This is a genomic window from Paenibacillus hodogayensis (assembly GCF_039536325.1).
GTDB classification, from domain to species: domain Bacteria; phylum Bacillota; class Bacilli; order Paenibacillales; family NBRC-103111; genus Paenibacillus_AB; species Paenibacillus_AB hodogayensis.
The window spans coordinates 86,965-99,636 of sequence record NZ_BAAAYO010000006.1 but is presented as its reverse complement, the minus strand read 5'-3'; the positions used below and the strand labels follow the sequence as shown (position 1 = coordinate 99,636).

14 protein-coding genes and 2 pseudogenes are annotated in these 12,672 nt (G+C 56.3%); 8 read left to right on the top strand and 8 right to left on the bottom strand.

Annotated elements, in window-relative coordinates; translation table 11 throughout:
- Nucleotides 1-53: 53 nt before the first annotated feature.
- Together gluQRS and ABD796_RS11585 are read right to left on the bottom strand one after the other, a co-directional pair.
- Entirely contained in the window at nt 54-1,070 is a 1,017-nt protein-coding gene (gene gluQRS / locus ABD796_RS11590; protein ID WP_344907690.1) for a tRNA glutamyl-Q(34) synthetase GluQRS, read from the bottom strand.
- Nucleotides 1,071-1,207: 137 nt separating this feature from the next.
- Nucleotides 1,208-1,570, bottom strand: a pseudogene (locus tag ABD796_RS11585) (C40 family peptidase); the annotation flags it as partial.
- Nucleotides 1,571-2,061: 491 nt separating this feature from the next.
- On the opposite strand from ABD796_RS11585, the gene ABD796_RS11580 reads away from it, so the two are divergent.
- Entirely contained in the window at nt 2,062-2,730 is a 669-nt protein-coding gene (locus ABD796_RS11580; protein WP_344907687.1) for a phosphatase PAP2 family protein, read from the top strand.
- Nucleotides 2,731-3,004: 274 nt separating this feature from the next.
- Here the strand turns inward: ABD796_RS11580 and ABD796_RS11575 are convergent, their stop codons facing one another.
- The 5 genes from ABD796_RS11575 to ABD796_RS11555 all read right to left on the bottom strand — a co-directional run bounded on the left by ABD796_RS11575 (nt 3,005) and on the right by ABD796_RS11555 (nt 4,832).
- Nucleotides 3,005-3,448 (bottom strand): spore germination protein GerPE, encoded by a 444-nt coding sequence (locus tag ABD796_RS11575; protein ID WP_344907685.1) that lies wholly within the window; start codon nt 3,446-3,448, stop codon nt 3,005-3,007.
- Between the two features lie 34 nt (nt 3,449-3,482).
- Entirely contained in the window at nt 3,483-3,662 is a 180-nt protein-coding gene (locus ABD796_RS11570; RefSeq protein WP_344908934.1) for a spore gernimation protein GerPD, read from the bottom strand.
- Complete coding sequence (gene gerPC / locus ABD796_RS11565; protein ID WP_344907683.1) at nt 3,662-4,321, bottom strand: spore germination protein GerPC; 660 nt, start codon at nt 4,319-4,321, stop codon at nt 3,662-3,664. Before gerPC ends, ABD796_RS11570 begins: the two co-directional genes overlap by 1 nt.
- A gap of 65 nt (nt 4,322-4,386) precedes the next feature.
- A complete protein-coding gene (locus ABD796_RS11560; protein WP_344907680.1) occupies nt 4,387-4,593 on the bottom strand; it encodes a spore germination protein GerPB in 207 nt (68 codons plus the stop codon).
- Between the two features lie 2 nt (nt 4,594-4,595).
- Entirely contained in the window at nt 4,596-4,832 is a 237-nt protein-coding gene (locus tag ABD796_RS11555) for a spore germination protein (protein WP_344907677.1), read from the bottom strand.
- A 165-nt stretch (nt 4,833-4,997) separates the two neighbouring features.
- On the opposite strand from ABD796_RS11555, the gene ABD796_RS11550 reads away from it, so the two are divergent.
- Nucleotides 4,998-5,459: an Hsp20/alpha crystallin family protein gene (locus tag ABD796_RS11550; protein WP_344907674.1), complete on the top strand. Its 462-nt coding sequence runs from the start codon at nt 4,998-5,000 to the stop codon at nt 5,457-5,459.
- A gap of 138 nt (nt 5,460-5,597) precedes the next feature.
- Here the strand turns inward: ABD796_RS11550 and ABD796_RS11545 are convergent, their stop codons facing one another.
- Entirely contained in the window at nt 5,598-5,816 is a 219-nt protein-coding gene (locus tag ABD796_RS11545; RefSeq protein WP_344907672.1) for a spore germination protein, read from the bottom strand.
- 429 nt (nt 5,817-6,245) lie between these two features.
- Here ABD796_RS11545 and rpoD point away from each other — a divergent pair.
- The 6 genes and pseudogenes from rpoD to ABD796_RS11515 all read left to right on the top strand — a co-directional run.
- Nucleotides 6,246-7,148: pseudogene (gene rpoD / locus ABD796_RS11540) on the top strand (RNA polymerase sigma factor RpoD); the annotation flags it as partial.
- Nucleotides 7,149-7,250: 102 nt separating this feature from the next.
- Entirely contained in the window at nt 7,251-8,183 is a 933-nt protein-coding gene (locus ABD796_RS11535; RefSeq protein ID WP_344907669.1) for a manganese-dependent inorganic pyrophosphatase, read from the top strand.
- 203 nt (nt 8,184-8,386) lie between these two features.
- Nucleotides 8,387-9,229, top strand: a complete 843-nt coding sequence (locus ABD796_RS11530; RefSeq protein ID WP_344907666.1) for a Gfo/Idh/MocA family oxidoreductase — start codon at nt 8,387-8,389, stop codon at nt 9,227-9,229.
- A 188-nt stretch (nt 9,230-9,417) separates the two neighbouring features.
- A complete protein-coding gene (locus tag ABD796_RS11525; RefSeq protein ID WP_344908932.1) occupies nt 9,418-10,110 on the top strand; it encodes an FHA domain-containing protein in 693 nt (230 codons plus the stop codon).
- 26 nt (nt 10,111-10,136) lie between these two features.
- Complete coding sequence (murA, locus tag ABD796_RS11520) at nt 10,137-11,429, top strand: UDP-N-acetylglucosamine 1-carboxyvinyltransferase (RefSeq protein ID WP_344907663.1); 1,293 nt, start codon at nt 10,137-10,139, stop codon at nt 11,427-11,429.
- A 178-nt stretch (nt 11,430-11,607) separates the two neighbouring features.
- Nucleotides 11,608-12,606: a helix-turn-helix transcriptional regulator gene (locus ABD796_RS11515; RefSeq protein WP_344907660.1), complete on the top strand. Its 999-nt coding sequence runs from the start codon at nt 11,608-11,610 to the stop codon at nt 12,604-12,606.
- Nucleotides 12,607-12,672 lie beyond the last annotated feature (66 nt).

Genomic DNA, 12,672 nt, shown 5'->3' with positions numbered 1-12,672 from the left:
GGCAACGGAGAGAGTATTTTCGGCAGGCGGCTAAAGCGGGTTTATGCCCTTGCTTAAACGCAGGCAAGCTCCCGCAGCGCTTCCGGGGTTACGACGACCGTATCGCGCGACACGCTCGCCCAATCGAAGAGAGGTATGAGTTCGGCGGCGGCAAGCGGTTCCGGCCGGTCGGTCAGTCCGCTCCAGTAGGCCAGCCAGCCGACTACCCGCTCCGGCTTCGTTCCGGCGGCCCTTATCTCGCCGAGCATGACGGCGTCGTCGCGTTTGGCCAGCCTTCGCCCGTCCGTACCGACCAACAAAGGGATGTGGCCGAAGCGCGGGATTGGCCAGCCGAACGATTCGTAAAGGGCCATTTGCCGCGGGGTCGAATCGAGCAGATCGCAGCCTCGTACGACATGAGTTACGCCCATGGCCGCATCGTCCACGACGACCGCCAACTGGTACCCGATGACGCCGTCGGCGCGCTTGACGACAAAGTCGCCGCCAGCGCCTGGGGCGAACCGCTGCGGTCCCATTGCCATGTCATCGAAAGCGATTTCGCGCTCGGGCATCGCGAAGCGCAGCGACGGCTGCTTCGCTGCGGCTCGCGATGCGCGATCCTCTTCTGTATGATGCCGGCATGTGCCCGGATAAGCCGGCCCTTCCGATTCCAGCCCGTGCGGGGCGCTGGCGATGGCCGCCAGCTCGGCGCGGCTGCAAAAGCAAGGGTACAGCTTGCCGTTCAAGCCGAGCGTCTCCAAAGCATGCTGGAACCGTTCCTCCCGCAAGCTTTGCACGTAAGGCCCGTACGGTCCGCCTATGTCCGGTCCTTCGTCCCAGTCGAGACCGAGCCAACGCAGCTCGTTCGTCATCTGTTCGGCGTAAGCCGCCCGGGACCGGGATTTGTCGATATCTTCGATTCGGAGAATAAACTGCCCTTCCGCAGCGCGTATATGCAGCCAGGCGAGCAGGGCGCTCCGGGCGTTGCCGATGTGCAGCCGCCCGGAAGGCGTGGGGGCGAATCGTCCGCGTATCAGGGTAAGCACCGCCTTTACATGACAGGTCAGGTCCAGATGACAGAATCGTATCATACGGCCGCGAGGCGTGCAATGCGCGATGCATGCGGGGCAAGGCACAAGCGCACTTGGATTCGTATCGGACAAAAAACAGGCGATCTTCCGAGTAGGGAAGACCGCCTGTTTTTTCATGGCGAGCGAAAAAGCGTGCTCTATTGTCCGATTACGCGGCGAGCGGTCGTATAATGCTCGTCCCACCAGCCGGAATTGAGATCGTCGATCGTCACGCCGGGATCGCCGTACGTGTGCAGCACTTTGCCGTTGCCGATATAGATGCCGACATGGTGCACGGGCGAATAGAAGAATACCAGATCGCCGGGTTGAAGCTGGCTTCGCGGTACGTACGTGCCCGCCTTGGACTGCTCTTTGGATGTCCGGGGCAAAGTAACGCCTTTCAACTCATACAAATATTGGGTGAAGGACGAACAGTCGAACGACTTCGTATTGCCGGTTTTGGCGCCAAAGTCGTAGCGAACGCCCATGAACGTTTTGCCTTTGGCAATAATATCGCTGGCCGTCTGCGAGGCGGAGCCGGATGTCGACCCGGAATTGGAGCCCGAACCGGATTGATTCCCGCCCGAATTCGAGCCGGAGCCGGTGTTCCCGTTACCGGAACCTCCCCAGTTCCCCCAATTAAAATCCCAACGACTGGCGGAGCTGTTGTCGCGGTTGGCCGCATGGGCCGAGGAAGCATTAAAGATCAGGTTTCCGGACAAGAAGAGGGTCACGCTCAATCCTATGGCGACAGTGGCGCGGCTGAAGCGTTTTTTGGCTATAGTCATTGCAGTATTCCTCCTCGTAATGTTGTGGACTCGCGAATAAGCATGCAACTACCATAACACATAAAAAAACAAACATAATTTGGATCGTCCCGGCAAGATCCTTGTCTCGCCGGACGTCGGCTGCTATAATGAGAAATTCATTAGAATTGAAAACGAATTTTTACTTGACAATAACCAAATACGGGGACTGTCTGGTTTTGAGCTTGGTGGGAGGGCAAGATTTCATGATCTTCGAGCACGTATTAAAGCGGGTGACCTACGCGTTGGCCATCAGTTTCGTTTGCGCGGTCGGGTTTGGCGGCATCGCCCTGCTTGTCGGCGTCAATCGGATGGACGCTTTCGATTCGGCCGTGATTGGCTTTATTCAAGGGATGGAGTCCGATTCGTTGACGAAAGTCATGAAGATGTTCACATGGTTGGGAACGGGCTTGCCTATAGCCGTCTTGACGGTGATTGTTGGCTGGGTGCTCTATTCAGCGCTGGGGCATCGGCGCGAGCTGCTGCTGCTCGGCATCGCGATGGCCGGATCCGGACTGCTGAATTATTTATTGAAGCTGGCCTTTCAACGGGCGAGACCGAACATTCACCGGATTATGGAGGTGAACGGCTACAGCTTCCCGAGCGGACATTCGATGGCGGCATTCAGTTTATACGCCACGATCGCCTATTTGCTGTGGAGACATATTCCCAGCGCGTCAGGGCGGGTTATCCTGATCTTGGTCAGCTCTCTGTTTATATTGATTATCGGCATCAGCCGGATTTATTTGGGGGTGCATTACCCGAGCGACGTCATCGGCGGATATTTGGCCAGCGGCTGCTGGGTTTACGCCTTGGTCTGGGCATATACCGGATTTGGCAGGGCCTCCGCGGTCACCTATCCGGGTTCCAGGTAATTCAATGCGGTTATAACAGTCCGATGGATAAAGTCGGCTGTATGACCCATTCCAAGAGGTGACAGGATGGCTGTAGTCAAAGCAAGAGAGAGATCGACTTGCTGGCGAGGCTGTTGCGGGCGGACATTTACAATACGTTCGCCTAAAGGCGCTCGTCGGACGATGCTTGACCGCGGAAAAACGCAAAAAAAAGCTTGAGCGATCAAGCTTTTTTTGCGTTGAATACCGTTGAGACCGCAGGCAGACGTTTTGACTCAACCGGCGGTTTGCGGTTCTAAGAATCCGTCGCTACGGTCTGATCGTCCACGGTTGCCGATCCGCCCGTTTGCGACCCGGCGGCTCCCGGGCGGTGCTGAAGCTGGCGAATATGCTTCACGCGGACTTCCGAGCGAATGGCGCAGTTGGAACCGACCTGCAGGACCGAGGAGGAGGAGACCGAGATGATATCGACGGCCTGGACGCGAATAAACGGATCGCGGGTCGAGACGTCCATCCGCACGTCGTCCATCGGGGAAGGCTCGGGCATAGCCAAGCTTCTGGAAAATAGAGGGAACTGATCGTAAGACCCTTCGTTACCGCTGAAAACGGACGTTTGGCGCTGCACTGCCAACGCTTTGCTGACAGGCTTGACTTCGATGCAATCGCCGATCAGGCAAGTCGAGGCGAGACCGACCTCCTTGATATGGATATGCCAGACGGTTGACGTTCGCGTTTCCATCCGCCTCCTTTGTCGAAGTGTGAGCAGCTTGCATTCATCGCTCCGCAGCCAGCGGGACGAGCGGACCGATAATCAGCGATTCGGGCGGGGTATCGAAAATGGAAGACAAGGTGATTTCCTTCGTGTCGCCGATCAGGACGACCGAGGAGCTGGCAACGCCAATGATCCGGATCAGCCCCACCGACAGCTGCCGGTTTTCCACTTGCATATTCATCATGCGTCATCTCCTTTTTTGTGCGTCTGCAGATGCCGGTCAATCGCAACCGTAATATCCGCTTTGATTTTCTCCACAATCAGATCTTCCCTGGCAGAGTGCGGGTAAGACGGGATTCCTTGAGAGGGAGTGCCCTCTGGAACGGATTGCATATAATGAGAAATTCGCTGGTCGATCTGGCCGGCCATATCCTGAATCATAACCTCCACGTAGTCGCTGCCGAGCACGAGCCGATAATGCCCTTCCCGTTCCCGGATCAGCTGCCGGCACTCTTCGTTCAGAAACCGGTCGATGCGATCGCGGATGCGAGAGCGGGTATCCGGCTGCTTGGATGTCATCGGAAATTGCAGCGGACTGCCGTTTGCCGTAAAATCCTCAATTGATTGCCCGAGCTCGGGGGAAATGCCGATATGGAGCGTACCGTCCAGTTTTTCAATCTTCAGCTGGTCAAATTTGTATTCGATTTTCTCGACGTTCATCGTCCGCTGCTTGCCGAGCGCATCCAACTGCTGCTGCATCTGCGCGACTTTGCTTTCCAGCTGCGTGACCTTGCTTTCCAGCTGCGCGACCTTGCTTTCCAATTGCTGCAGCATCTGCGCTTGCCATTGCAAGCAGGCGCCCAGCTCCTGGAAGTAGGAAGGCGGCGGCAGCTCGTTCATTGCTCGTTTCTCCTTTCTGGCGAACATATCGGCGGCTTCTGCGGTACGCCCGGCACCCTAGTCTTTCACGTAGGGGAAGGAAGCGGAACGAGCGTTTCTGCGCCGACTGTGGCGAGCGCGGAAGGGGCGGGGCCGGTAAAGCCGCCTGTATTGTACAAATTAGACAGCCCTTTGATCATGCCGGCGCTGCCGATCTGCAGGACAGAGGAGTTGGCGACGGAATCGACCTTCAACTGGTGAATGACGATGCTTTGGTGAACGATCAGGTTCATCGCTAAAGGACACCTACCCCGTTGGCCGATACCGCATTCGCATCGGCGATATCGGAATCGTATGTGACGGTGCTGCTGACCGCATTGTAATTCTGCACGGAATCTCCTGTGTTGAAGGAGCCCGCTCCGGCAAACGTCTTTGAGGCGCTTTGCGGAGCAAGCTGGATGGAATCGCCGATATGTACGATGGAGCTCGGACCCACGTTCACTATTTTTATGCTACCGACGATGGCGGGCATCCGGTCACATCCTTGTCGCATGTCGTACTGTCATTGTATGTATAGGGCCATTCGGGTATGATATTTCGGTTCTAACGGAAGCTGCCGATCGGAAGCGCTGGCGTGGAATTGCGCTATCGTCCGCGACATATACTGGTGCATAGAAGGGTGAGGGGTGGGATTATCGTGGACGATCCGAGAAAAGATTTTTTCGCCAACTTCGACTGGAAAAGCTTCGAACAGTTTTTCGGCGGCACCTTTCCGCTGACGCCGACAGGCGTGAAGCAGGATGCGTCCTGGGTCGGAAACGTGGTCAAGGACGTCATGACCAAGGCGTTCCCGGGCGGGGTCGAAGCCAGTGTGCTGGCCAGACAATTCCGAACAGAGGTGTTCGAGACGCACAATAATGTGATCATCAAGGTTTATATTCCCGATAAGGAGCAAGCCCGCAACATCAGACCGGCGCTTTCCGCCAACCGGCTTGTGCTGGAGGGTGCGGACGAGGAAGGACAGACCGTGCATTTGACGTCTCCTGTTATTCCCGACAGCTGCAAGGCCGTTTACCGGGACGGCGTGCTCCAGCTTCATATGAAGAAACGGAAAGGCAACGAGCGCATGCATGAGGTTCATGTCCGTTACTTTGAGTAGCGATTGCCCCCGGCCGAGCTCCTTCTGCCCGATCTCGAAGGCGGAAAACCTTGCCTAGCGTCAAGAAATGCGTGGCCGGACAACAAACGCCAGACCGGGTACAGATGAGGTCTGGCGTCTTCGTTCGACGGAGTTTGATTAGCCTTTCAGTGCGGAGACCGAATCGATCACGTCCGGATCGGAGGTGATCGTAAAGCTGAGCAGCGAGATAGCTTGCGAGAAATCGCCGGTGTTGCCCCCGCCCGAGCCGGTATACGTTTTCGACGAGCTGTTCGGCGATATTTGCAGGACATCGCCGAACGTAACGTTGCCGTTAGCCCCGGTTATTTTGATCGCTCCCAATAAAATGGCAGGCATGCGCTTATCCTCCTTCGGCATGGTGTTGTGGTGCATCAATCGGCATGACTGTTTCCACTATATGCGCGGCTTCGCCAGATCATGCAATGGCGCCGAAGCCTTGTCCCTGAGCGGTTTTCCGGGACGGGGGCCCTATAAAACAAAACGTATTCCGCCTGGACGATCAGGGGAATACGTTTAATTGTTTACAAGTCGTATATAATTGTATTGAAAGTTGTAAATAATCATGATATAATGCCGGATAGAATTTAAACCGTTTTTTACACTCAATCAAAAATACACTACCATAATCTTGTGGTTTTGTCAATCATAAGAATCGATGGACCCGCTTGTACATTACGTTCTACTTTCCAAGGAGGATGGAGCCGGATTATGGCGAACGACGAACGTTCGGGATCTGAGAATATGCTATCGCTAGACAAAAACAACAGGGAGTCCATCGGGCACGACGAGGACCGCAACGACTTCACTGCGGAGCACGATCTGTCGCTGCCGCCGGGTATTGGCATCAACGACCCGGTCCGCATGTATTTGAAGGAAATCGGCCGTGTGCAGCTGCTCTCCGGCGAGGCCGAGGTGGAGCTTGCCAAACGGATTAACGAAGGGGACGAAGATGCAAAGCGGCAGCTCGCGGAAGCGAATTTGCGGCTTGTTGTCAGCATCGCCAGACGGTATGTCGGCAGAGGCATGCTGTTTTTGGATCTGATTCAGGAAGGCAATATGGGCTTGATCAAGGCGGTCGAGAAATTCGATTATTCCAAAGGCTTCAAATTTAGCACCTATGCGACCTGGTGGATACGGCAGGCCATTACGCGGGCGATCGCGGACCAAGCCAGAACGATCCGCGTGCCGGTACATATGGTCGAAACGATCAACAAGCTGATCCGGATTTCCCGTCAGCTGCTTCAGGAGCTGGGTCGCGAGCCGACGCCTGAAGAAATCGCCAAAGAAATGGATATCAGCCACGAGAAAGTACGGGAAATTATGAAGGTAGCGCAAGATCCGATTTCCCTCGAGACGCCGATCGGCGAAGAGAACGATTCCAACCTCGGCGATTTTATTGAGGATCAGGACGCGACCGCTCCGGCCGATGCCGCGGCATTCGAATTGCTCAAGGAACAGCTCGAGGACGTTCTCGATACGCTGACCGAGAGGGAGGAGAACGTGCTCCGTCTGCGCTTCGGCCTTGACGACGGACGTACGCGCACGCTGGAGGAAGTGGGTCAAGTATTCGGGGTTACCCGCGAGCGGATTCGTCAGATCGAGGCGAAAGCGCTGCGCAAGCTCCGCCATCCGAGCCGCAGCAAGAGATTGAAAGATTTCCTGGAGTAAGGGCAATCCCAACGTATGCCAAAAAAACCTCTGTAAAAGCATAGGAATTAAAGGTATAATGAAGGGTAGCTTGACCACATCCTATTATAGAGGAGCCCTACGATGGAAAAAGTACTTATTTTCGGACACAAAAACCCGGATACCGACACGATCGGCTCGGCGATTGCTTATGCCGACTTGAAGAGCAAACTCGGACAAGACGTGGAAGCCGTTCGTCTCGGCGACATTAACGGAGAAACCCAATACGCACTGAACTTTTTCGGCGTAGAAGCGCCGCGCCTCGTTGAAACCGTTGCAGGGGAAGCGAAAAACGTCATTTTGGTCGACCATAACGAGCGCCAGCAAAGCGCCGCTGACATCGATCAGGTTCGCGTGCTGGAAGTCATCGACCACCACCGGATCGCCAATTTCGAGACAAGCCATCCGCTGTACTACCGCGCCGAACCGGTCGGATGTACGGCTACAATTTTGAATAAGCTTTACAAGGAAAACGGAATCGCCATTTCCAAGCCGATTGCCGGCCTGATGCTTTCCGCCATTATTTCCGATTCTCTTCTTTTCAAATCGCCTACCTGCACCGAGCAGGACGTTGCCGCCGCCCGCGAGCTGGCCGAGATCGCCGGCGTGAGCGCGGAAGCGTACGGATTGGACATGCTGAAAGCCGGCGCGGACTTGAGCGACAAGACGATCGCCCAACTGATCTCGCTCGACTCCAAGGAGTTCTCCATGGGCGGCCGCAAGGTCGAGATCGCGCAAGTGAACGCCGTCGATACGAACGACGTGCTAAGCCGCCAAGTCGAGCTGGAAGCCGCTTTGTCGACGATTATCGCCGACAAGGGGTTGGACCTGTTCGTGCTCGTTGTCACCGACATTCTGAATAACGATTCGGTTGCGCTTGCTCTCGGCAGCGCCGCACATGCCGTAGAGAAAGCGTACAACGTCACGCTGGCCGACAACAAGGCTGTGCTGAAAGGCGTCGTCTCGCGCAAATCGCAAATCGTGCCGGTATTGACCGATACGTTCAACAGCCTGTAAATTGCAATTGACCGGATCATAAAAGCCCGAATCGCCCTGGCGCGAGCTCGGGCTTTTTGGCGTGTAACGTATTGGGGAGTTGTGGAGAATTTCACCGAAATTCATAACTATTTTAGAAAAGAATATTCCATTCTGCTATAATGAGGGTTGGATTGCTGCGAAATCATAAAACAACGAAATCGGACGAAGAAGAGGTGAATGCCTTGAAAACAATCGGATTTATTGACTATTTTCTCGACGAATGGCATGCGGAGAAATACCCAGCCTGGATTGAAGCCGCCTCGGGAGGGGAGCTGCGGGTCGCTTACGCTTACGGCATGACGGATAAGCCCGGCGGTTTGACGAATGCCCAGTGGTGCGAGCGCAAAGGCATCGAGCTGCTTCCGACGATCGAAGCGGTCGTGGACAAGAGCGACTTCTTGATCGTGCTATCGCCGGATTTTCCGGAGTATCACGAGGAGCTGTCCCGGCTGCCGCTGCAATCGGGCAAGCCGGTGTATATCGACAAAACGTTTGCGCCGGACCGAGAGACCGCCCTGCTGTTGTTTGAGCGCGCCCGTCAGTCAGGGACGCCGATGTACTCTTCGTCCGCGCTGCGGTTTGCCGCTGAATACGAAACGATGGACAGGGACGGCATTGAGACGATCTTATCCGTCGGCCCGGGCAAATTCGCCAATTATTCGATTCATCAGATCGAGCCGATCGTCGCTTTGATGGGTACGGACGTCCGGCAGGTCATGTTTACCGGCACGGCGGAATCGCCAGCGCTGCTCATCGGGTTCGCCCACGGCAGACAGGCGACGGTCAATCATTTCGGCGATGGAGCTTCCTTTGGGATGATTGCCAACTACCGATCCGGCAACGCGCGAACGGTCAAGATCGAATCGGAATTTTTTCAGGCGTTTATCCGCAACCTGATTCGTTTCTTTCAAACCGGAGAAGGCGCGGTCGACCCGGCCGAGACGGTGGCGATCATTACGATTATCGAATACGGCCTGAAGGCGGCTGAGACTCCGTATCAATGGCTGAAGCTGCCTACGGCGTGAATGAAGGCAAGCCAAGGCCGTCACTGCAATGCAAATAGCAATAACCCGGCAGCGGTCTGCTCCGGGTTTTTCCCCGTTCCATAAGCGGATTATGAGGGAAGCGTCAGTGACGCGTAATGTTATTTCTTGCCCGTTTGCGTTATGATAAAGAGTGAACACGACTGCACGATTGAGCGGAGGGAAGGCTTCTGGAACCATTTGCTTGTCTGTATATCGTCCGGGGCGATCCTTTCCGGCCCGGCACTTGCTTAAATCTGTCTGCCGCCGAGACGGTAATCGGCAGGATGAGCGCCGGGTTTTTGCCTGATTTTTCGTTTACGAATGCGTTTATTTCGCGAAAGCATCTTTTGATCCGCAAGGAAGGGGATGCCGCCGTGCTGTACGATTTGGGAAGCCGTCACGGCACGGAGATCAACGGCGTTCGCGCCGAGCCCCATAAGCCGTATACGCTGCAAACGTCCGATATGATCAAGCTGGCCAGAGGGATGAATGTCATCCATTTCTCTTACCTGTTCGGCGAGCAGACGCTGGAGCTGGAGCCGCTCTCCGTCACCCAGCAGCTGGAAGAGCCGCAGGGAGAGCTGTCGATCCAATGGGAGAAACGGGAATGCGTCGTCGGCGGCAAGCGGATCGTGATGTCCGAGAAGGAATATTTGTTCATTCACTTGTTGTACAAGCATGCCAATACGCTCGTAGCGATTAACGACATTAAACAAACCGTATGGTACGACCGGGCTCTGGGTCCGAAAGGAATACCGGATGTAAGCATGGACGAATTGAACGCTCTGCTGTACCGGGTTCGCAAAAAATACGGCAAGGATACGTTTCTCATCAGCGCCGTAAGGGGCAGCGGCTACATATTGGAGCTCGATACGCACTAAGTTAACCGGAAGCGGAGGCTGACCATATGCGATATATTCAAGTAGAACATGCCGGAGCGCTGTACGGCTCCGTTACAATACCCGGCTCGAAAAATAGCTCGCTCGCGCTTTTGGCCGCAGCCTGTCTGGCCGACGATGTCGTGACGCTAGAGGGCGTTCCCGACATCGAGGATTTGAAGCCGATCGCCGGTATCGCCGATCATATCGGCCTCGCGATGCGAAGGCTCGACAACGGCGACATGGAGCTGGACCCGCGCTACATTCACGGCGCGGCGTTAGACCCCGGCAAGGCTTCCGCTTACCGCGCCTCGTATTATTTCGTCGGGGCGCTGCTCGCCAAGTTCGGTCGCGTCACGCTCGGCTATCCGGGCGGCGACGATTTCAAGTCGCGGCCGTTCGAGCAGCATATTAAAGCGTTCGAGGCGATGGGTGCGAAGGCGACGATGCATGACGATCACTATATCGTCGAGGCGGCGGAGCTGCGCGGGGCGGACATTTACTTCGATATGGTGACGAGCGGAGCTACAATCAACGCGATGCTTGCCGCCGTACGCGCCCGGGGCCGCACGAATCTGTACCATGCCTCGGTCGATCCGGAGGTGGTCGATACGGCCGCGCTGCTGAGCCAACTGGGCGCACGTATTTACGGGGCGGGTACGGATCATATTCGCATCGAAGGGGTGCCTTACCTGAACGGCGGCCGTCATACGGTCATACCCGACAGGCTGGTAGCGGGCTCGTATCTGATGGCTGCCGGCATAACGGGCGGACGGGTGACCGTCAACGAGGTCATTCCCGAGCATCTCGGCTCATGCGTGGCGAAGCTGCGTGAAGTCGGACTCGGGATCGAGGTGGGGGACGGCTATATAACGGCCGACGGGAGTGGCACCATCCGGGCGACGCGCATCCGGGCAGCCATGTATCCGGGCTTCGCCACCGACCTGCAGCAGCCGATGACGGCGCTCCTGCTGATGGCCAGGGGCAAAAGCATCGTGACGGACAAAGTGTTCCCACACCGGTTCAACCACGTGGGTCAACTGCGGCGACTCGGCGCGGACATCGAGCAGCGCAAAGAGAGCGCCTTTATTCGGGGAGGCCGCCCGCTAACGGGCGATTGGGTGCATGCGACCGATGTGCGGGCCGGCATGTGCCTCGTCTTGGCCGGATTAGCTGCCGAAGGCCGCACGCGGATTACCGGGGTCGAGCATCTGGAACGGGGCTACGGTGATCTGATCGGCACCTTTCGGTCGCTCGGAGCTCGTATTTCGCTGGGCGATCAAGAAGATGAGGCCGTTTACCGAGGGCTAGGAGGCCTGTAAAAGCCCCATTGCTACATAGTCACGCGCGAAAAAGCATTGAACAGGTAGGCATGCTACAAAAGGCTTGTCGCTAAAAGAGGAGCGTCCGGGCGCCAGACAGATGGGGACCGGGCGCTCTTTTTGTGTTATAGTGATAATAATTATCATTATCGATCTTGTGCAGGAGGCTGTATGCCGGATGTCCACTTCGTTTCATCAAATCTATAACCGTTATTTCGATTCCTTATTGCTTTCGCGCGTTCCGTCGGACAATGCGGGGGAACGGCTGGAGGTGCCGTCCTCGGCTGGAGCGGGAGCGGTAAGTCGTCTCGTGACGCCATCCGGCATCGAGATTGTCTTGAGCGATCATTGCTTTCAAGCCGAGCGGCTGTGCCGGTTCCGCTCCGACGAAGCCATGGTCGAGCTGAGCTTTTGCATGCAAGGCGGAGGAGAGGTAGACGTGTCGGGGGAGACGCACGAGCTGCTGCCCGGCAACTGCTCTCTACATCTGATGCAAGGGTTCGAGGCGACGTTCCGCTATCCGTCGGAGCAGCCGATCCGCACGGTAGCGATTGGTGTACCGGTGGCGCTATTCGAGGCGTACATGAGCGGCGGCGGGGCGGGACCAACTAGGAGAGCGAGCGCGGGGGCGACGTTCGCCGGCTTGCTGGGCGAGCGGCCGTTCCGGATGTTCCGCAAGAGCATAGATTCGCGCTCGTCAAGACTGATTTTGCAAATGCTGGACTGCTCCTATATGTCGGTCATGCGCCATATGTATTTGGAGGGAAAAGCGCTGGAACTGCTCGCCGGCAGCATCGAGACGTTTCTGTTCGGAGAGGGGCCGAGCGGTTCTCCGGCATCGGGTTTGTCCCGCAGCGACCGCGAGAAGGTGAGGGAGGCGGAGGAGCTGCTGCTCGGCCGGATGGAAGCCCCCCCTTCGCTGCTCGAGCTGTCACGTCTCGTCGGCCTGAACGATTACAAGCTCAAGATCGGCTTCAAGGAACAGTATGGCAAAAGTGTATTCGCCTACCTGCGGGACAGACGGTTGGAGAAAGCGTGGAGTCTGCTGCAAACGGGGGAGATCAGCGTCAGCCAGGCTTCGGTCATGGTCGGCTATGCGAATTTCAGCCATTTTGCTGAAACGTTCCGGAAGCAGTTCGGCATTCGCCCGTCGGATATACGGCGGGATAACCGGTAAGGGGAATTCTCTTTTCAGAAAAAATCCGCACAACCGTCATTTTCTCCGCGCCCCGGTAGTGGTCCG

Excerpts from the sequence above, each read along its gene's own strand:
- gluQRS (WP_344907690.1), bottom strand. The coding sequence starts at position 1,070 with ATGATACGATTCTGTCATCTGGACCTGACCTGTCATGTAAAGGCGGTG.
- ABD796_RS11580 (WP_344907687.1), top strand. The coding sequence starts at position 2,062 with ATGATCTTCGAGCACGTATTAAAGCGGGTGACCTACGCGTTGGCCATC.
- ABD796_RS11575 (WP_344907685.1), bottom strand. The coding sequence starts at position 3,448 with ATGGAAACGCGAACGTCAACCGTCTGGCATATCCATATCAAGGAGGTC.
- ABD796_RS11570 (WP_344908934.1), bottom strand. The coding sequence starts at position 3,662 with ATGAATATGCAAGTGGAAAACCGGCAGCTGTCGGTGGGGCTGATCCGG.
- gerPC (WP_344907683.1), bottom strand. The coding sequence starts at position 4,321 with ATGAACGAGCTGCCGCCGCCTTCCTACTTCCAGGAGCTGGGCGCCTGC.
- ABD796_RS11560 (WP_344907680.1), bottom strand. The coding sequence starts at position 4,593 with ATGAACCTGATCGTTCACCAAAGCATCGTCATTCACCAGTTGAAGGTC.
- ABD796_RS11555 (WP_344907677.1), bottom strand. The coding sequence starts at position 4,832 with ATGCCCGCCATCGTCGGTAGCATAAAAATAGTGAACGTGGGTCCGAGC.
- ABD796_RS11545 (WP_344907672.1), bottom strand. The coding sequence starts at position 5,816 with ATGCCTGCCATTTTATTGGGAGCGATCAAAATAACCGGGGCTAACGGC.
- ABD796_RS11535 (WP_344907669.1), top strand. The coding sequence starts at position 7,251 with ATGGAAAAAGTACTTATTTTCGGACACAAAAACCCGGATACCGACACG.
- murA (WP_344907663.1), top strand. The coding sequence starts at position 10,137 with ATGCGATATATTCAAGTAGAACATGCCGGAGCGCTGTACGGCTCCGTT.
- ABD796_RS11515 (WP_344907660.1), top strand. The coding sequence starts at position 11,608 with ATGTCCACTTCGTTTCATCAAATCTATAACCGTTATTTCGATTCCTTA.